The following is a 17,305-nucleotide window of genomic DNA, read 5'->3' on the forward strand; positions in this document are numbered from 1 at the left end:
GCGCAATCCGCCGTTTCCGGAATTTCGGATCAGCTTTGTGCCGCGCCTTTCCAGGGTTGTGTTTCAGGAAGGATTCGTTTGCTCAATCCATGAGCAAATCTGATCAAGATCAAGTCAGAGTTGACTCGTTTCCGCTATCCACGCAGCATGAACGGAGTACCACAAATGTTTCTTGAACAGGTGGGCGGCACATGTCTGCAGTAGCCAGCAGGCGCGCGTTCCTGACAGGACGCCTGCCTCGCGAAGACGACAGCGTGAAGCGGCCGCCAGGAGCGGCGCGCGAAAACTTCCACGATCTCTGCACTCGATGCGGCGACTGTGTCGCGGTTTGCCCCGAGGGTGTTTTGGCGATGGACGACGCGGGCTTGCCGGTGTTTCAGCCGCAGCAGGGTGGCTGCACCTTTTGCGGAGACTGCGCCGACGCGTGCAAGACCGACGCATTGAGCCTGGACCGGCTCGCCGAGTGGCCGTGGCGCGCGAAAGTGTCCGACACCTGCCTTTCGGCAAATGGTGTCAGTTGCCGGGTGTGCCAGGACAGCTGCGATCAAGGGGCCATCCGATTCCGCCTGAAAACCGGAGGCCGTGCCGAAGTGAACCTGGACCTGGCATCATGTGTCGGTTGCGGAGCCTGTTCGGTCGCATGCCCGACCGGTGCCGTTTCCCTTGAGAGATACCAGCCCGCCACAGTGGAGGTGCGTGAATGAATATCTGTGGATGCCTCGTGCATGTCGCGCCGGACCAGACCTCGGCAGCACGGTCGGCGATGACTGCGTTTGACGGGGTCGAGGTCCATGCCGAATCCGACGACAGCCGGTTCGTTGTCGTTGTCGAGGACACGCCGACACGGTTGGCGTCCGAGATCATCATGGACCTGCACCAGATCCCCGGGGTCGTCTCGCTGACCCTGACCTATCACCATTTCGAAGATCTCGCGGAGACCCGTCCGCGTCCTGAAACTCCCAGCCAAGATTCCAGCCGGAGGCCCTTGTCATGACCATTTCCGAATCTCGCCGTACGTTTCTGAAAGCAACCGCCGCCGCCGCGACCGCGTCCGCGGCCGGTATCCCGCTGGCGACGGGCCAAGCTGCCGCCCAAGTCGCCAATGCCGACATCCGATGGGACAAGGCACCTTGCCGGTTCTGCGGCACGGGCTGCTCGGTTCTGGTGGGCACCAAGAACGACCGCGTGGTTGCCACGCAAGGCGACCCGGACGCTCCGGTGAACCGGGGGCTGAACTGCATCAAGGGCTACTTCCTTTCGAAGATCATGTACGGCAAGGACCGTCTGACCACCCCGCTGTTGCGCAAATCGAACGGCGTCTATGACAAGAACGGTGACTTTGAGCCCGTCAGCTGGGACGAAGCCTTCGACGTGATGGCCGAGAAGTGGAAAGAGGCGCTGGCCAAGAAAGGCCCGACCAGCGTGGGCATGTTCGGCTCGGGACAGTGGACCGTGTGGGAGGGCTATGCCGCGGCCAAGTTGATGAAGGCCGGGTTCCGCACGAACAACATCGACCCGAACGCGCGGCACTGCATGGCCTCGGCCGTGGTGGGCTTCATGCGGACCTTCGGCATTGATGAGCCGATGGGCTGCTATGACGACCTCGAGCATGCCGACACCTTCGTGCTGTGGGGCTCGAACATGGCCGAGATGCACCCGATCCTGTGGTCGCGCTTGACCGATACGCGCCTGACCAAGCCGGGCGCGCAGGTGCATGTGCTGTCGACCTTCGAGCACCGCTCGTTCGAACTGGCCGACAACGGCATCATCTTCAAGCCGCAGACCGATCTGGCCATCCTGAACTACATCGCGAACCACATCATCCAGACCGGCGCGGTGAACGAGGAGTTCGTCAAGAACCACGTCAACATCACCAAGACCGCTACCGACATCGGTTACGGCCTGCGCGAGACCAACCCGCTGCAACAGGCCGCGGCGAACCCGGACTCGGGCAAGCTGGAGCCGATCTCGTTCGAGGAATACGCCGCCTCGGTCGCCGACTACACGCTGGAATACGTCTCTGAACTGTCGGGCGTACCGGCGAACCAGCTTGAGCAGCTGGCCAAGGAATATGCCGACCCGAACCGCAAGGTCATGAGCCTTTGGACCATGGGCTTCAACCAGCACACCCGCGGGTCCTGGGTGAACTCGTTGATGTACAACGTGCACTTGCTGGTGGGCAAAATCTCCGAGCCCGGCAACTCACCGTTCTCGCTGACCGGTCAGCCTTCGGCCTGTGGCACCGCGCGCGAGGTTGGCACTTTTGCCCACCGCCTGCCCGCCGACATGGTGGTGACCAATGATGAACACCGCAAGATCACCGAGACCAAGTGGAACATTCCCGAAGGCACCATTCCGCCCAAACCGGGCTTCCACGCGGTTCTGCAGAACCGCAAGCTGAAGGATGGTGATCTGAACGTCTATTGGGTGCAGTGCAACAACAACATGCAGGCCGCCCCCAATATCAACGAAGAAGGCTATCCCGGCTATCGCAACCCCGAAAACTTCATCGTCGTATCGGATCCGTACCCAACGGTCACTGCCGTTGCGGCCGACCTGATCCTGCCGACCGCCATGTGGGTCGAGAAAGAAGGGGCTTATGGCAACGCCGAACGCCGCACCCAGTTCTGGCGTCAGCAGGTCAAGGCCCCGGGCGAGGCCAAGTCGGACCTGTGGCAGCTGATGGAGTTCTCGAAACGCTTCACCGTCGAGGAGGTTTGGGACGAAGAGTTGCTGGCCAAGATGCCCGAGCATCGTGGCAAGACCCTGTTCGACGTACTGTATGCCAACGGCAAGATCGACCAGTATCCGCTGTCGGAAACCGCCGAAGGGTTCCACAACGACGAATCCGAGCATTTCGGCTTCTACGTCCAAAAGGGCCTGTTCGAGGAATATGCCAGCTTTGGCCGCGGCCACGGGCACGATCTGGCACCGTTCGAAACCTATCACCAGGCCCGCGGTTTGCGCTGGCCGGTCGTGGACGGGAAAGAGACGCTCTATCGCTTCCGCGAGGGCTACGATTCATATGTGCCTGAGGGCGCTGGCGTCAAATTCTATGGCCACAAGGACGGAAAGGCCAAGATCATCTTCGCGCCCTACGAACCGGCAGCAGAGGAGCCGGACGAAGAGTTCGATCTTTGGCTGTGCACCGGCCGGGTGCTGGAGCACTGGCATTCCGGGTCGATGACCCGCCGCGTGCCCGAGCTGCACCGCGCGTTCCCCGCCGCCGTGGTGTTCATGCACCCCGAGGACGCCAAGGAACGCGGCGTGCGCCGCGGGCAGGAGATCGTGCTGTCCACCCGCCGCGGCGAGGTGATCAGCCGTGTCGAGACCCGTGGTCGCAACAAGGTGCCGCGTGGCCTCGTGTTCATGCCGTGGTTCGACGAGGGCCAACTGACCAACAAGCTGACGCTGGATGCGACCTGTCCGCTGTCGAAAGAGACGGACTTCAAGAAATGCGCCTGCAAGGTCGAGCGGGCGTAAGGGCAGGGGTCGCAAAGGTCGCGTGTAATGTCTCTGGTCGGCAAACCTCTTTCGCCGCAACGGCGCCGGTTCCTGCAGGACTCGGCGCGCGCGGCGGGTGGCTGTCTGGTCGCCGGGTCGGTGCTGGCCTATCTGGCCCGCGACGCCCGCGCCCTGCCGGCCGAGGCCTTGCGCCCACCGGGGGCGTTGCCCGAAGATGGCTTTCTGGGGGCCTGCATCCGCTGCGGGCTTTGCGTCCGCGATTGCCCCTATGACACGCTGAAGCTGGCCGAGCTGGGGGTTGATGCGGTGGCGACCGGTACGCCGTATTTCATCGCCCGCGACGTGCCCTGCGAGATGTGCGAAGACATCCCCTGTGTTGCGGCCTGCCCGACCGGAGCGCTGGACAAGGGGTTGCAGGACATTGACGACGCCAAGATGGGTGTTGCGGTTCTGGTGGATCAGGAGAACTGCCTGAACTTCCTGGGGCTGCGCTGCGACGTTTGCTATCGCGTCTGCCCCGTCATCGACGAGGCGATCACGCTGGAGTTGTCGCACAACGACCGTTCCGGCCACCACGCGATCTTTGCGCCGACGGTTCATGCCGACCACTGCACTGGCTGCGGTGTCTGCGAGAAAAGCTGCGTTCTGCCCGAGGCGGCGATCAAGGTTTTGCCCGCACGGCTGGCGCGTGGCAGTTCGGCCGAGCACTATCGCAAGGGATGGGAAGAAAAGGCCGAAAAGGGCGGGCCGCTGGTCGAAGGCATCATCGACCTGCCCGATCGCCTGCCCGGACCGGGCGCGGACAACCTTGCCGCGCCGGGCGGGTACGAACCGGGCTACAACCTTCCGGGGGCAGGCCAATGACGGCGCGGACACATATGCCCGTCGGGCACGAGGCCCGCGAGGTCAAGGGATGGGTCGGCGCCCATCGGTTCCTGCTGCTGCGGCGGTTCAGTCAGGTGTTCTTTCTGGCGCTGTTCCTGTTGGGACCGTGGTTCGGCATCTGGATCGTCAAGGGCACGCTGGCCGGATCGTTGACGCTGGACGTGCTGCCGCTGACCGATCCGTTCATCCTGCTGCAGGGGCTGGTGGCCGGCCACTGGCCGGAAATGACCGCGCTGATCGGCGGGCTGATCGTTCTGGTGGCCTATGCGCTGATCGGAGGGCGGGTCTATTGCTCGTGGGTGTGCCCGATCAACCCGGTCACGGATGCCGCGCATTGGCTGCACCGCCGGCTGGACCTGCCCAAAGGCTGGCAGCCCAAACGCAGCACCCGATTGTGGATATTGGCGACCGTTTTGATCGTGTCCGCCCTGACCGGCGTGATTGCATGGGAACTGGTGAACCCCATCACCATGCTGCACCGCGGGCTGGTCTTTGGTATGGGTTTTGTTTGGGCGATGGTCGTGGCGATCTTTGTCTTTGACCTGTTCGTGGCCCGGCATGGCTGGTGTGGCCATATCTGCCCGGTCGGGGCCTTCTATGGCCTGATCGGCACCAAAAGCCTGCTGCGGGTCAGCGCCACCAACCGCGCCGCCTGTGACGACTGCATGGATTGCTATGCGGTCTGCCCGGAAAACCAGGTGATCTCGCCCGCACTGAAGGGCAAGCCGGGATCCAGCCCGCTGATCCTGTCGCCCGGCTGCACAACATGCGGCCGCTGCATCGACGTGTGCTCGGTCGATGTCTTCAAGCTTACCCACCGGTTCGATGACGCCGTCGTCGCGCCACCCGATCCAGCCGCCGCGCCAGAACCGCGCGCCGCCAGACCTGCTTAAGGGAGTGCCAAGATGAAAAAATCAATAGCGACAGGCGCAATAGCCCTGATCCCTGTTCTTCTTGTGACCGGGCTTGCCTTTGCGCAATCCGCGTCCGTGACCACGTTGCGAGGCGTGGATATCGATGATCCGGCCATCCTAGATGATGTGCACCGCAACATCGAAGGGCGCATGCAGCGCAACTATCGCCAGCAGCCGCCGTTGATCCCGCACAAGATCGACCAGTACCAGATCGACATCCGCACCAATCAGTGCCTGTCCTGCCACGACTGGACCAAGGCCGGCGAGCGCAACGCGCCGACCCTGTCGATGACCCACTATCTGGATCGCGAAGGCAACGAGCTCGATCAGATCGCGGGCACCCGGTATTTCTGCAACCAGTGCCATGTGCCGCAGGCGGATGCGCCGGCCCTGGTCGACAACCTGTTCCAGCCCTCGGCCGGAAACTGATCCAGCTTTGGACTGAAAGGAGCACCGAATATGGCAGACTCTCCTGAAAAGCGCGGCTTGATCGGCCGCATCTGGGCGTGGATCTGGACTCCGGCCGCCGCGTTCAGCGCAGGCTTTCTGGTTCTGGCGGGCTTTCTGGCCGGCATCCTGTTCTGGGGTGGGTTCCACTGGACGCTTGAGATGACGAATACCGAAGAATTCTGCGTCTCGTGCCACACGATGGAAACCAACCTTGGCGAATACCGGGAAACGATCCACTACAACAACCACTCGGGCGTACGGGCCATCTGTTCCGATTGCCACGTGCCCAAGGAATGGAGCTTCAAGATCGAAGCCAAGATCATGGCGGTGAAAGACGTCTATCACGAGCTGGTCGGCACCATCAGCACGCCCGAGAAATACGAGGATCACCGCCTGCAGATGGCCTCGGCCGTGTGGAAAAAGATGAAGGCCTCGGACAGCCGCGAATGCCGCAACTGTCACAATTTCGAATACATGGACTTCACCATTCAGGAAACGCGCGCCGCCAACGAACACCAGCGTGCGATCGACGAAAATATGACCTGCATCGACTGCCACCAGGGCATCGCGCACAGCCTGCCGCCGGGCTACCTGGAGGAGTATCAGAAAGTGGTCGCCTCGCTGGATCCGGTGACCGGCACTGAAATTGCGCAGAGTACCGGCGCGGCCGAGATCCGATCATTCCTGAACAGCGCATCCGACTAGGAGTGGCACGACATGCTTGAGATTCTTGGAACAATCGGCGGCAACATCCTGAGCCTGCCCGGCATTCTGGGCCTTGCGGTGGGCATGATGACCCGCCAACTGTGGTTGGCCGCGACGATGGGCGCGGTGATCGGCATACTGGAAACCCTGGCTTTTGCGCATTGGACCTTTGCCAAGGTCGAGCCCATGGAGCTGATCATCGGCGTTCTGGTCGGTGTGTGCGCCAGCAGCATTGGTTGTCTGATCCGCCAGAAAGGGGCGACCGTCTAGGCGACAGTCGCCGCTTACTCTTTGCGGTTCTTCAGGTGTTTCAGAACGGCGCTTGCGATCATGGTCACCAACCCGGGGGCAAGCGTTCCCAGAGGGTCGCGTGAGACGGTTCTAAGGTCGCGGACCGTCTCGCGAGCCTCTGACATCATGTCCTGAACCTCGGCCTCGATATCGCCGATCGCCATGTCGCGCAGTTCTGCTACTGGCGCAGTGTCGGCCTCGGCGCTGACCGAGTTGGCGATAGCCGCGAGTATCAGCGCCACGATCAGGTTGATCAGGGCGATGACCAGTGCAGCCAACGGTTTGGACATCACTGACGCCAGAGCAAGATAGCCCGCGACATTCAGCATGATGATGGCCAACCCGCCCGCCAATCCGGCCGCGGCGAAAAAACCTGCGCGTTTGGCCAAGACGGTCATGTTCCGCTGAGCGATCAGCCGTTCGGTGCGCAGGATGATGGAAATGTTTCGGGAAATGCGGCTCATCTGACTGTCTCCTACCTGGACCGACCGATCACGTAGCCCAGAGCAAAAACGCCCAGGGCGAACAGGATGGCTTTCTTGTGTGGCATGGCATCCAACTCGGCCAGCGCGGTCTCGATCTCACCGGACCAGTCTTCGAACTCGGCCGACAGCTTATCGGGAATGTCCTGGACGGCCTCTTTCACCTTTTCGCCCGCCTTGCGCGCGCCCGTTTTTTTCTCCTCGGCCTGCTCTTCAAGCTGCCGCTTCAACTCAGCGACCTGCTGTTCAAGTTCCGCTTTGGTAACCATTGGCGTTGTCCTTTCGTGGAGCGGCCAGTCGCGCGGGCGATGGGCCGATAATCCGGTTTGGCGGCATCGAGATCAGTCTTTGGGGCCCACACGGCCATCGCCCGACATCAGTATGGCGATGGGGCGCGTGGCCGGAATGTGGGTCAGAATGATCATGATGCAGACGGTGATCGGAACGCTCATCAGCGCACCGGGAATGCCCCAGATCGCGGTCCAGAATGTCAGGGCCAGTATGACCATAAGAGGGGACAGGTTCAGGCTTTTGCCCAGCAAGGTCGGCTCAAGAATATTTCCGACCGAGAATTGCACGGCCCCGCACCCCAACAGCACCATCAGGAACGGGCTCAGTTCCTCGAACTGGACAAGAGCGACCAGAGAGGGCAGGGCGACACCAATGATGGACCCGACCGTGGGAATGAAATTCAACAGAAAGGCCAGAACCGCCCAGGTCTCGGCGAAATCCAACCCGACCGCCCACATGACAAGAAAGCTGCCGAACCCGGTTAGCGCGCTGACGAAAGTCTTGATCCCGACATAGCGCTGGATGCTGGCGGACGTGCTGTGCAGCACGTTGCGAACTTTGTTGGCAAGCCTTGGATCCGAGATCGCGAGGTCAATCTTGGTCTGCATCGGCAGGCGTTCAACCAGCATGAACGGCACGTAGAGCAGCACAAGGAAGAAGGCGCTGAGGAAGGCGCCAGCGGACCCGATGATGCTGCCGGCAAAACCCGACAGGTTGATCTGGCTCAGCGCCTTCTGGGCCGCGGCATAGTTCTCGTTGCCGACGAGGGCGACAAGTTTTGCCAGAATACCGGACAGGCGCTCTTCGTATTTCGGGAAAGCCTCGGACACCAGACCGGCCTGGCTGGACAGGATCGACAGGATGATCAGCAATCCAAACAGGATCAGGCACAATGCCCCAAGATGCGCCATCCATTTTGGTACGGAATGGCCCAGAATGACGATCCGGTGGATCCGGTCAGATGTTGCAGTGAGCAGCACAAACAACAGTATAGCGAAAGAAAGCGGTATCAGAACCGAGGACGCCAGCACCAGTGACGCGATGGTCAGAAACAGCAGGACAACCAGCTGATACCAGAAGGTCAGCCCAGGCTTGCCCACGCGCTGGTTGTCGGCCTTGGGTTGAGTTGCCATGCACGTCTCCTGCGGGCTCAGCACCATTGCGGCCCGCCACCGTTGGTCGGTTCCGCCATTAGGCACAGATATTCGGCTGTTCTCAAACAAAATTCTCGAAAGAGTTGATTTCTGGACAGGTTGCAAACGGGTCTCTACGCTCGGCCTTGGATCAAATCCAAGGACCAAAGCCCATGCGCCGCACATCGACCAATTCGCTGCTTGTCATCGCGCTTGCGATCAGCGCAGGCATTGCGATTTGGGGTCTTGTCGACCCGGCGGGGCTGGGCCGGTTGGCGTCTGCCGCGGTTGCGACGCAGTTCGAAAGCCGGGGCTGGTTCATCATGCTCGAGGCCAGCGGCCTGTTGTTCGTTGCGCTGTTTCTGGCCTTTTCGCGCTTTGGGCGCATCCGGTTGGGGCCGGATGGTGCCGATCCCGAGTTTTCGACTCCCGCATGGATCGCCATGCTGTTTGCGGCCGGGATGGGGGTTGGGCTGCTGTTTTATGGTGCGGCCGAGCCGCTGACTCATTTCGAAGAGCTCAGAAAATACGAACCAGATCCGAGGGCCGCCGGAAACGCTCTGTTCGTAACCTACTTGAACTGGGGCTTTCATGCCTGGGCAATCTACGGGGTGGTCGGTCTGATCATTGCCTATTTCGCCTTCCGCCGTGGGGGCACTCTGCTGCTGAGCGCGCCGTTGAACGACGCTCTGGGGTCGGCCCCGTGGGTTCGGGCGATGGGCTGGGGCTTTGACCTTCTGTCAATCGTTGCCATTGCCGTGGGGTTGGCTGGTTCGCTGGCCATGGGGGTGTTTCAGGTGCAGACCGGGCTGGCCGGATTGCTTGGCGTGGCAGATTCGGCGGCTCTGACGCTTCCGGTCTTTTTCGCCATGTGTGTGGCCTTTGTCATCCCTCTGCGCCGGGATCTGGGGGACGGCATGGCCAAACTGTCCAATGCTGCGATGCTGATCGCCGTCGCAATGATGATTTATCTGTTGGTCCTTGGCCCCACCTCATACCTGATGAACGGTATCGTGAGCGGCTTCGGGAGATACGTTTTTCACGTTCTGCCCGCCGGGTTTGCCACGGCCGAGTTCTTTGGAGACGACCTCGTCAACTGGTTTCAGGACTGGACGCTGAACTACATGATCTGGTGGCTGGCCTGGTCGCCGTTCGTCGGTATCTTCATCGCCCGGATTTCCCGGGGCCGAACGATCCGGGCGTTTCTTCTGGGTGTGATCGTCGCGCCAACCTTGTTCTCGATTCTTTGGTTTGGCGTGTTTGGCGGGCTTGGGTTTTTTGACGCGCTGCGGCAGCAAGGTTCCTTGTCCGTGGTCAATCAGCAGAACCTGGACGCGACCACATTCGCGTTGCTTCAGCGGTTTCCACTGTCGGGGCTAACGCAGACAGCGACCATCGTCGCCGCGTTTCTGTTTGTGGTCACCAGCGTCGTCAGCGCCGGATTTACCCTCGCGATGATCGGAACCGGTGGTGATGAAAACCCGTCTCCCCGGATCCGCACGGTGTGGGGGGCAATTCTGGGTGCGTTGGGGCTTGCCATGGTCTTTGTCGGGGATATCGGGCTGGTGCGATCTGTGATCGCAATTTCGGCGATCGCCTTTGTTTTCATAGTTCCGGTTCTGGTGGTCTGTCTGTTCCGGGTGCTGGCGCGGGAGGAAGGGCCATGACAGGCGAGGTTCTGGATACCGTTCTGAACGTCACCGTCTTTCTGTACCTGGGCTTTCTGATCTGGCTGTGCCTGCGCCCGGATCCCTGAGGCCCGGTCGCCGGGAAAGGGGATGTCGCCATCCATCAAACCTGATGGGCGTAACCCAAAGAACGCGCGCGCTTTCCTTGCAGCTTGAGATGCAGCCATGCCCCATGCTGCGGTCGTCATGCAACGAGACACCCGCCTCGAACTCCGAGACATAGGGCAGCATGCGCAAGAGTTGGCAGCCTGTAGCGAACTAAGTCTTGAGCGCCCAAACAGCGTATTGGCGGAGAGCTTTTTGATCCGCTGCCGATCAAAGAGGTTGGGTGAGGACCGGGCATTCCGCCCTATTTGTGTCGTATGAATTTGCGCGCCGGATTCCGGTGTTGACATTTTCTGAACTCAGTTAATAATTTTACCAACTAAAATAATATGGGTGAGGGCGCGTCTCGTGTATCTGGGTTTGGATCTGGGGACCTCGGGTCTCAGGGGAATTCTTGTGGACGAAGCCGGGCACGTTCTGGCCGAGGCCGAGGCTGAGATCGCGACGTCGAACCCGCAACCGGGCTGGTCCGAACAAGCCCCGCAAGACTGGATCGACGCCTGTGTAACCGTCATGGGCCGGCTGCGTGAGACGAACGGCGATGCACTGGCGCAACTGCGGGCGATCGGACTGAGTGGCCACATGCACGGCGCAACGCTGTTGGATCGGGACGGCACCGTCCTTCGGCCGTGCATTCTGTGGAATGACACCAGATCGGCGCTAGAGGCCAAAGAGTTGGACCAGACCCCCGGGATGCGCGAGATCACGGGCAATATCGTGTTCCCCGGGTTCACCGCGCCCAAGCTGGAATGGGTCCGTGCCCATGAACCCGACCTGTTCGCCCGTACGGCCATGGTGTTGTTGCCGAAGGATTATCTGCGGTTCTGGCTGACCGGGGAATATGTCAGTGACATGTCCGACAGCGCGGGAACGTCCTGGCTGGATGTCGGCGCGCGAGACTGGTCGGACAGGGCGCTGGAGTTGGGTCACATGAGGCCCGATCAGATGCCGCGACTGGTCGAGGGCACTGACCATGGTGGCGAACTGCGGGATGAACTGCTTCGGGAATGGGGGCTGTCCGGCCCGGTTGTGGTCGCTGGCAGTGCTGGCGACAACGCCGCGGCCGCTTGCGGTATCGGCAGCATCGACGAGGGGTCCGGGTTTCTGTCTCTTGGCACCTCGGGTGTGCTGCTGATGGCTCGGAACAGCTATGCACCGGCACCCGAGACGGCGGTTCATTGCTTTTGCCACGCGGTGCCTCGGCGATGGATTCAGATGGGCGTCATCCTGTCGGCGACCAACAGCCTGAACTGGCTGTCACGCAATCTGGGCCAACCGGTCGAGGCGCTGGCCGGGGCGCTGCCCGACCAGCCAAACGGGCCGTCGTCGTTGACCTTTCTGCCCTACCTGTCCGGCGAGCGGACGCCGCATAATGACAGCACCATCCGAGGAGCTTTTCTGGGCCTAGACATCGCTTCGGAGCCGACGGATCTGGTGCAGGCAGTGATGGAGGGTGTCGGTTTCGCAATGCGCGATTGCCTTGAGGCCCTGAGGAGCACAGGCACCGAACCGGCGCAGTTGATTGCAGTAGGTGGCGGTGCGCGGTCCCGCTATTGGCTTCAGACCATCGCCACCACGCTGGATGTGCCGCTGGCCCTGCCCAAGGGGAGCGCGTTCGGGGCTGCGACTGGTGCCGCGCGGCTGGCCATGTGCGCAGCCGGAGACGTAACACCCGAACAGGTCATGACCCCGCCAGAGATCGACGCCATCATCGAACCGCAGAGTGATTTGACCGAAGCCTATGACAGCGCCTACAGACGATACAGAGCGTATTACAAGGCGCTGGCGCCATTGGCTGGATGATGAACAAAAGTCGCACTGATTGCACTGATATCCCGGTTATCGTCCTGCAAGACGGGGACATGCGGGTGTCATTGCTGGGCTATGGAGCGATCACGCAAGGGTGGTGGTACAAGGGCCAACCGCTGATCCTTGGCTATGACGACCCGACCGAATACCTGAACGACCCGTTCTATCTGGGCGCGCTCGTCGGGCGGGTTGCCAACCGGATCGGCGGCGCAGGGTTCGATCTGGACGGCACCCATCATGCGCTGATTGCGAACGAAGGGTCGAATACGCTGCATGGGGGGGCAGAAGGGCTCTCGCGCCAGTTCTGGCAGGTCGAGCAGCTTTCGCCGTGCGAGGCGGTGCTGGTCCATGTCTCGCCCCACGGCGCGGGCGGATTTCCGGGGGCTGTGCGCTTCGAGGTCAGGGTCCGGTTGGATTTCCCTCGCCTGACATATTCGATCTCTGCCTGGCCGGACAGGCCGACCCCGATCAGCATCGCGCAACACAACTACTACACGTTGGGGTCCGCTCGAGGCATCTCCGAGCACCGATTGCAGTTGGCGTCAGATCGTCACTTGGAACTGGACGATCAGGGGATACCGTCTGGCGGGATCGTCGACTCTGCATCGGTCGGGCTGGATTTCGCGGCCCCCCAACCGATCGGACAGGCCGCCATGGACCTCGATCACTTCTTCCTGTTCGGCACCGGCGGCAAGGTGGCCCAACCGGTTGCCACCCTTGCGGCGCCGTCGGGATTGACGATGACGGTCCATTCCGATCAGCCCGGGGCGCAGGTCTACTCTGCCGCCCATTTGTCCGCGCCATTCGCGCCGCATGCCGGGCTTTGTATCGAGCCATCGGGCTATCCGAATGCGCCGAACGTCTCCGCGTTCCCATCGATCATAAGTACGCTCGAGAAACCGTATCAACAGACGCTGATGCTTGAGATATCCGAGGCAGGGGCATGAGCGTGATCCGTTCCTTATCGGCCTTGGCTGTTCTTGCCAGCTTTGCCACTGGGACAGCCGCCCAGAACCTGGGCTCGGCTCCCGAGTTCATCGAGCCCGACCTTGCGATCGTGGAACTGGGACAAATGCTGTTCTACGACCCGATCCTGTCGGGAAACGAAAATATCAGTTGCGCCACCTGCCACCACCCAAGGTTCGGGACCTCGGACGGGATGTCGCTGGGCATCGGAGAAGGCGGGATTGGGCTGGGCAGCGCCCGCGGGCTTGGGTCCGACAACCTGCCCGAACAGCGCATCCCGCGCAACTCTCCGGCCCTCTGGAACCTTGGCGCGACCGAGTTCACGACGTTCTTTCACGACGGCAGGCTCGAGGATGATCCTGAGCAACCTTTCGGCATCAGAACACCGTTGGGGCAGCATATGCGGCCGGGGTTCCGCTCGGCGTTGGCGGCCCAGGCCATGTTCCCGGTTCTGTCGCCCGATGAGATGGCCGGACATTATTCGGAAAACCCGATCAGCAAGGCGGTGCGGCTGGGCCTTCTGACGCAACAGGGTGGTGCATGGGATCTGATCGCCGGTCGGGTGGCTGCGGTTCCGGAATATCAAAGGATGTTCCGCGACGTGACCCCCGAAAAGGAGGTCTCGTTCGTAGCCATCGCCAATGTGATTGCCGATTTCATCGCCTTTGAATGGCGTGCCGACAACAGTCCCTTTGATCGCGCGATGCGCGGAGAGGAACCTCTGCCGCCCGACGCGGCGCGCGGCATGCAGCTGTTTTACGGCAAGGCCGGTTGCGGATCTTGCCATTCGGGGTGGTTTCAGACTGACCACGGGTTTCATGCGATCGCGATGCCGCAGATTGGTCCGGGAAAGGCTGCTCGTTTTGAAAACCACGTCCGGGATGATGGTCGACTGCGCGTAACCGGTGCAGCCGAAGATGCGTTTGCGTTCCGGACGCCGTCGCTGCGCAATGTGACGCTGACTGCGCCCTATGGCCACGATGGCGCCTATGCTCGGCTCGAGGACGTGGTTAGGCACCACCTTGACCCCGAAGGCGCGTTGCGGCGCTACTCGATCGAAATGGCAGAGCTGCCTGTCTTTCCCGGAGCCGATGATCAACGGCCGCTACAGGATCCGGCCTTGGTCGATGCCATCGCCGCGGCCAACGAACTGCAACCGATTGCCTTGTCAGACGCAGAGATTGACGACATCCTGAGTTTTCTGACTGCACTGGAGGATCCTGCCGAACGGCTGGGTGTACCACAGCGGGTGCCCAGTGGGCTGCCAGTCGACAAGTGATCAGCGTCGCAGTCGGATGATCCGGTTGGTGTCGTATGTCTCCCAGTCCGAGGGGGCTCCGCCGGGCCATGCAACACGAATGTCCACGGTCTCGGCGTCGCCCAGACCGAAATGCTGCGGCCCTGCCATCCCGCTGGCATGGCCGCCGCCGATCGTGATCTCGCGGGTCTGAATTCCGGCAGCGGTCCGGACTTCGACAAAGGCGCCGATGGCCTGCGAATTGATGTCATGCTGGCCCATATCCATCATGACCCAGTTCCCTGTTGCGGGCTGGTTCTGATAGATTTCGGCGGGTGATCCGCGATTGACCACAACCAAGTCCAACCAGCCGTCATTGTTCAGATCATGCAGCGCGGCGCCGCGAGATTTTGCCATTGATGCCACACCGGCCCCAGCCGCGGATTCGAAAAACTGACCGGATTCCAGCTGCAGCAACAGGCTGTTGGGATCGTCCTGAGCCGCATCCGGCATCTGCTCGACATTGCCCTTCGCGACGAAAATGTCGTCACGCCCATCGTTGTTCACATCCGCGAATTGCGCGTGCCAACCGGTCGATGGTCGCCCGTCCGCGCCGATGTGCGGCCGATGTGCGGTCGTGCCCTTGTCATAGGTCGCATCACGCCATGTGGGACCGCCGGCTTCGGGGTCGAAAATCTGGAATTTCTGATCTCCCATCGAGGTCAGGTAGACATCGGGATAGCCATCCCCCGTCAGATCGCGCGACGCGATGCCCATGCCCCAGATCGAGTAGGGCAACCAACCTTCTGCCTGATCATACAGGCGCGGAGTTTCTTCCATCGCCCACATCTGTTCCTGTCCGCCACGGACATAGTAGTGCCGATCGTTGCTGATCCGCAGATCCGCGCGCCCGGTCCGGCCCCAATCCGAGAACAAAGCCGACAGCGCACAGTACCCAGGTTCCAGCCGAACGGGCGGGCCATAGGTTTCACCAAGGGGGCGGTACAGCAGAGTGGGGCCGCAGGCCTCGAATGGGCCATTCGGATTGTCGCGGTCCACATAGGTTCCGAAGGCGAGAGTGGGCAGTGTCTGTCCGGGTTCCCACGTGGCCGTGAAGGCCGTGGTCCAGTGGTCATCGGGCACAAACCCAAGCCCTGCGAATGGGCTGAACTGGCAATCGGGCCCACCTTTGAGCAACAGGTCCGCCCCAACGCGCAGAACCACAAGGTCCAGGATGGCGTCGCCGTCGATGTCCATCGGGTAGGCGCCGGTCACACCTGTCAGGGACAGCGGCTCTGGCGTGTTTGCCTGAAAGGAGATTTGCGTCTGAGAGGTGTTTCGGAACAGCTGCGATGGGTTCGCCCCACCAGCAAGGAAGAGTTCCGGCAAGCCGTCCCCGCTGCAGTCGAAAACCGCGACACCGCCACCCACGAAATGCTCCCAACCGCCGTCATAGACATGAGAGGGAACATCGATCGGTTGATACCGGGGGATGGCAGGATCGGCACTGGCGGTCGTGGCGAGGGCAGCCACCAAGGCGAGTTCAGCTCGCATGGGCTGCGATCTCCTGCACCTTCAGGATCGACACTTGTTCGATCCCGTAGGCCGCCGCGCCCTTGGCCCACATGAGGTCGCCCCAATGATGCACCTTGATCTCGGGCAGGGCGGTGTCGACATTCACCACTCCGTTTCGAATGCGCGCCATCACGTCGTCCGAACACAGGTGCTCAAAGCTGACCTGGGCTCCGGACAGAATGATGCAATCTGGGGCAAACAGATTGATGAGGTTTGACAGGCCCAATCCGAACATCTGACCCGCGCGGGCCAGAACGGAAATTGCCCGTTGGTCTCCGGCGTGCGCGCGGTCGTGAATGTCGGAAACGGTTTCCAGCGCGCTGCTTTGCCCGGCGACCGTCATTTCTCGGATCAAGGCATAGTCGCCGACATAGGCCTCGAGGCATCCCCGTTGCCCGCATTGGCACAGCGCCCCGTCCAACTGGACCTTGGCGTGCCCGAATTCCGCCCCGCAGCCGTGGTTGCCCCGGAACAGCTTGCCGTCCAGAACGATGCCCAGTCCGACACCGTGCTCGATCGTGACGACAAGAAAGTTCGACAGGCCCTTGCCCAGCCCGAACAGCTGTTCGGCCTTGGCCACCAGGTTTGCATCGTTTTCGATGAAGGCCGGGCAGGGCAGGCCTTCGTCCAGAAACGCGGCGAAGTTCACATTGCGCTCGGTGATCGAAGATGACCAGTGCACGAAATTCCTTTCGGCATCGACCAAACCGGCGATGCCTATGGAAACACCTGAAAGCCCGTCGATCGTGCGGTCGATCTTTGCGCAGGTCTCGTCAAGCGCAAGGCGCACGGTGCGGACGAAATCGCGCGGTGACATCCTGGCATCTTGTAGGGCGTACATGTGCGAGGTGACTTCGTTGCCTTCGAAATCGACCAGGATGACCGAGATGACCTGGCGCGCGACCTTGAGGCCCGCCACAAGATAGGAGGGCCCGTCCAGTTGTAGAAGAACCCGCGGCCGCCCGCGTTTGGCCGATTTGGAATGCGCCTCGCCTTCGGTCTCTCGGACCAGGCCGGCGGAAATCAGGTCAGCGGTTGCGGCGGTGACGGTCGCCGGGCTGGTCTGCAGGGCCGATGCGATGTCGATCCGCGAAATCGACCCCTTGGTCCGGATATGCTCCAACACCCGCAGGCGCGTGGCATTCCGTTGGTCCAGCGAGTTTTGAGAAGCCTTGCTTTTCAGCATCTTGTCTCCGCGAATCTTCTGTTGGCCTCAATCTATTGGGATTTGGGGCCCACGAACAGAGTAAATATTTTACCCGCTGAAATAAATATGATACGCAGAAATACGAGGGCCGCGAATCATGAC

The 17,305-nt window shown here is 61.4% G+C and carries 17 protein-coding genes; 12 read left to right on the forward strand and 5 right to left on the reverse strand.

Annotated features, from left to right (window positions below):
• The first annotated feature begins 191 nt into the window (after window positions 1-191).
• From napF to ACR0CU_RS00180, 8 genes are read left to right on the forward strand one after another with little or no spacing between them, the layout of a single operon-like run.
• A complete protein-coding gene (gene napF / locus ACR0CU_RS00145; RefSeq protein WP_170444171.1) occupies window positions 192-704 on the forward strand; it encodes a ferredoxin-type protein NapF in 513 nt (170 codons plus the stop codon).
• Entirely contained in the window at window positions 701-994 is a 294-nt protein-coding gene (locus tag ACR0CU_RS00150; protein WP_170365080.1) for a chaperone NapD, read from the forward strand. The genes napF and ACR0CU_RS00150 overlap by 4 nt, the downstream gene beginning before the upstream one ends.
• Window positions 991-3,483: a nitrate reductase catalytic subunit NapA gene (gene napA, locus ACR0CU_RS00155; protein WP_170365082.1), complete on the forward strand. Its 2,493-nt coding sequence runs from the start codon at window positions 991-993 to the stop codon at window positions 3,481-3,483. Before ACR0CU_RS00150 ends, napA begins: the two co-directional genes overlap by 4 nt.
• 27 nt (window positions 3,484-3,510) lie before the next feature.
• Window positions 3,511-4,329 carry a ferredoxin-type protein NapG gene (gene napG, locus ACR0CU_RS00160; protein ID WP_170444174.1) on the forward strand — a complete coding sequence of 273 codons (819 nt, stop codon included), beginning with the start codon at window positions 3,511-3,513 and terminating at the stop codon, window positions 4,327-4,329.
• Window positions 4,326-5,243, forward strand: a complete 918-nt coding sequence (napH, locus tag ACR0CU_RS00165) for a quinol dehydrogenase ferredoxin subunit NapH (protein WP_170340169.1) — start codon at window positions 4,326-4,328, stop codon at window positions 5,241-5,243. The genes napG and napH overlap by 4 nt, the downstream gene beginning before the upstream one ends.
• A 12-nt stretch (window positions 5,244-5,255) precedes the next feature.
• Entirely contained in the window at window positions 5,256-5,693 is a 438-nt protein-coding gene (locus ACR0CU_RS00170; RefSeq protein ID WP_170339556.1) for a nitrate reductase cytochrome c-type subunit, read from the forward strand.
• Window positions 5,694-5,723: 30 nt separating this feature from the next.
• Window positions 5,724-6,419, forward strand: a complete 696-nt coding sequence (locus tag ACR0CU_RS00175; protein WP_170367712.1) for a NapC/NirT family cytochrome c — start codon at window positions 5,724-5,726, stop codon at window positions 6,417-6,419.
• A gap of 12 nt (window positions 6,420-6,431) precedes the next feature.
• Window positions 6,432-6,689: a hypothetical protein gene (locus ACR0CU_RS00180; RefSeq protein ID WP_093964456.1), complete on the forward strand. Its 258-nt coding sequence runs from the start codon at window positions 6,432-6,434 to the stop codon at window positions 6,687-6,689.
• Window positions 6,690-6,703: 14 nt separating this feature from the next.
• On the opposite strand, the gene ACR0CU_RS00185 is transcribed toward ACR0CU_RS00180, so the two are convergent.
• The 3 genes from ACR0CU_RS00185 to ACR0CU_RS00195 form a co-directional block, all read right to left on the reverse strand.
• Window positions 6,704-7,174, reverse strand: a complete 471-nt coding sequence (locus ACR0CU_RS00185) for a phage holin family protein (protein WP_170339560.1) — start codon at window positions 7,172-7,174, stop codon at window positions 6,704-6,706.
• An 11-nt stretch (window positions 7,175-7,185) separates the two neighbouring features.
• Complete coding sequence (locus tag ACR0CU_RS00190; protein WP_170367714.1) at window positions 7,186-7,461, reverse strand: hypothetical protein; 276 nt, start codon at window positions 7,459-7,461, stop codon at window positions 7,186-7,188.
• Window positions 7,462-7,533: 72 nt separating this feature from the next.
• The gene (locus tag ACR0CU_RS00195; RefSeq protein ID WP_170340177.1) at window positions 7,534-8,616 is read right to left on the reverse strand and encodes an AI-2E family transporter; all 1,083 of its coding nucleotides are present in this window, start codon (window positions 8,614-8,616) and stop codon (window positions 7,534-7,536) included.
• A 173-nt stretch (window positions 8,617-8,789) separates the two neighbouring features.
• On the opposite strand from ACR0CU_RS00195, the gene ACR0CU_RS00200 reads away from it, so the two are divergent.
• The 4 genes from ACR0CU_RS00200 to ACR0CU_RS00215 all read left to right on the forward strand — a co-directional run bounded on the left by ACR0CU_RS00200 (window position 8,790) and on the right by ACR0CU_RS00215 (window position 14,463).
• Window positions 8,790-10,283: a BCCT family transporter gene (locus ACR0CU_RS00200; RefSeq protein ID WP_170444177.1), complete on the forward strand. Its 1,494-nt coding sequence runs from the start codon at window positions 8,790-8,792 to the stop codon at window positions 10,281-10,283.
• Window positions 10,284-10,757: 474 nt separating this feature from the next.
• A complete protein-coding gene (xylB, locus tag ACR0CU_RS00205; RefSeq protein WP_170444180.1) occupies window positions 10,758-12,212 on the forward strand; it encodes a xylulokinase in 1,455 nt (484 codons plus the stop codon).
• Window positions 12,212-13,165 (forward strand): aldose epimerase family protein, encoded by a 954-nt coding sequence (locus ACR0CU_RS00210; RefSeq protein ID WP_302478124.1) that lies wholly within the window; start codon window positions 12,212-12,214, stop codon window positions 13,163-13,165. The genes xylB and ACR0CU_RS00210 overlap by 1 nt, the downstream gene beginning before the upstream one ends.
• The gene (locus ACR0CU_RS00215) at window positions 13,162-14,463 is read left to right on the forward strand and encodes a cytochrome-c peroxidase (protein ID WP_170444185.1); all 1,302 of its coding nucleotides are present in this window, start codon (window positions 13,162-13,164) and stop codon (window positions 14,461-14,463) included. Before ACR0CU_RS00210 ends, ACR0CU_RS00215 begins: the two co-directional genes overlap by 4 nt.
• Here the strand turns inward: ACR0CU_RS00215 and ACR0CU_RS00220 are convergent, their stop codons facing one another.
• Window positions 14,464-15,975 carry a CRTAC1 family protein gene (locus ACR0CU_RS00220; protein WP_170444187.1) on the reverse strand — a complete coding sequence of 504 codons (1,512 nt, stop codon included), beginning with the start codon at window positions 15,973-15,975 and terminating at the stop codon, window positions 14,464-14,466. It abuts the gene before it with no gap.
• Window positions 15,965-17,182, reverse strand: coding sequence for an ROK family transcriptional regulator (locus ACR0CU_RS00225; protein WP_170444190.1), 1,218 nt, complete (start codon window positions 17,180-17,182; stop codon window positions 15,965-15,967). The genes ACR0CU_RS00220 and ACR0CU_RS00225 overlap by 11 nt, the downstream gene beginning before the upstream one ends.
• Window positions 17,183-17,305 lie beyond the last annotated feature (123 nt).

It is taken from the genome of Ruegeria sp. BC2 (genome assembly GCF_056539245.1).

Bases quoted from the DNA above. Each gene is read 5' to 3' on its own strand.
- ACR0CU_RS00190 (WP_170367714.1), bottom strand. From the start codon at position 7,461: ATGGTTACCAAAGCGGAACTTGAACAGCAGGTCGCTGAGTTGAAGCGG.
- ACR0CU_RS00170 (WP_170339556.1), top strand. From the start codon at position 5,256: ATGAAAAAATCAATAGCGACAGGCGCAATAGCCCTGATCCCTGTTCTT.
- ACR0CU_RS00210 (WP_302478124.1), top strand. From the start codon at position 12,212: ATGAACAAAAGTCGCACTGATTGCACTGATATCCCGGTTATCGTCCTG.
- ACR0CU_RS00195 (WP_170340177.1), bottom strand. From the start codon at position 8,616: ATGGCAACTCAACCCAAGGCCGACAACCAGCGCGTGGGCAAGCCTGGG.
- napF (WP_170444171.1), top strand. From the start codon at position 192: ATGTCTGCAGTAGCCAGCAGGCGCGCGTTCCTGACAGGACGCCTGCCT.
- ACR0CU_RS00200 (WP_170444177.1), top strand. From the start codon at position 8,790: ATGCGCCGCACATCGACCAATTCGCTGCTTGTCATCGCGCTTGCGATC.
- napG (WP_170444174.1), top strand. From the start codon at position 3,511: ATGTCTCTGGTCGGCAAACCTCTTTCGCCGCAACGGCGCCGGTTCCTG.
- ACR0CU_RS00215 (WP_170444185.1), top strand. From the start codon at position 13,162: ATGAGCGTGATCCGTTCCTTATCGGCCTTGGCTGTTCTTGCCAGCTTT.
- ACR0CU_RS00185 (WP_170339560.1), bottom strand. From the start codon at position 7,174: ATGAGCCGCATTTCCCGAAACATTTCCATCATCCTGCGCACCGAACGG.
- ACR0CU_RS00220 (WP_170444187.1), bottom strand. From the start codon at position 15,975: ATGCGAGCTGAACTCGCCTTGGTGGCTGCCCTCGCCACGACCGCCAGT.
- napA (WP_170365082.1), top strand. From the start codon at position 991: ATGACCATTTCCGAATCTCGCCGTACGTTTCTGAAAGCAACCGCCGCC.
- napH (WP_170340169.1), top strand. From the start codon at position 4,326: ATGACGGCGCGGACACATATGCCCGTCGGGCACGAGGCCCGCGAGGTC.
- ACR0CU_RS00175 (WP_170367712.1), top strand. From the start codon at position 5,724: ATGGCAGACTCTCCTGAAAAGCGCGGCTTGATCGGCCGCATCTGGGCG.
- ACR0CU_RS00150 (WP_170365080.1), top strand. From the start codon at position 701: ATGAATATCTGTGGATGCCTCGTGCATGTCGCGCCGGACCAGACCTCG.
- ACR0CU_RS00180 (WP_093964456.1), top strand. From the start codon at position 6,432: ATGCTTGAGATTCTTGGAACAATCGGCGGCAACATCCTGAGCCTGCCC.
- ACR0CU_RS00225 (WP_170444190.1), bottom strand. From the start codon at position 17,182: ATGCTGAAAAGCAAGGCTTCTCAAAACTCGCTGGACCAACGGAATGCC.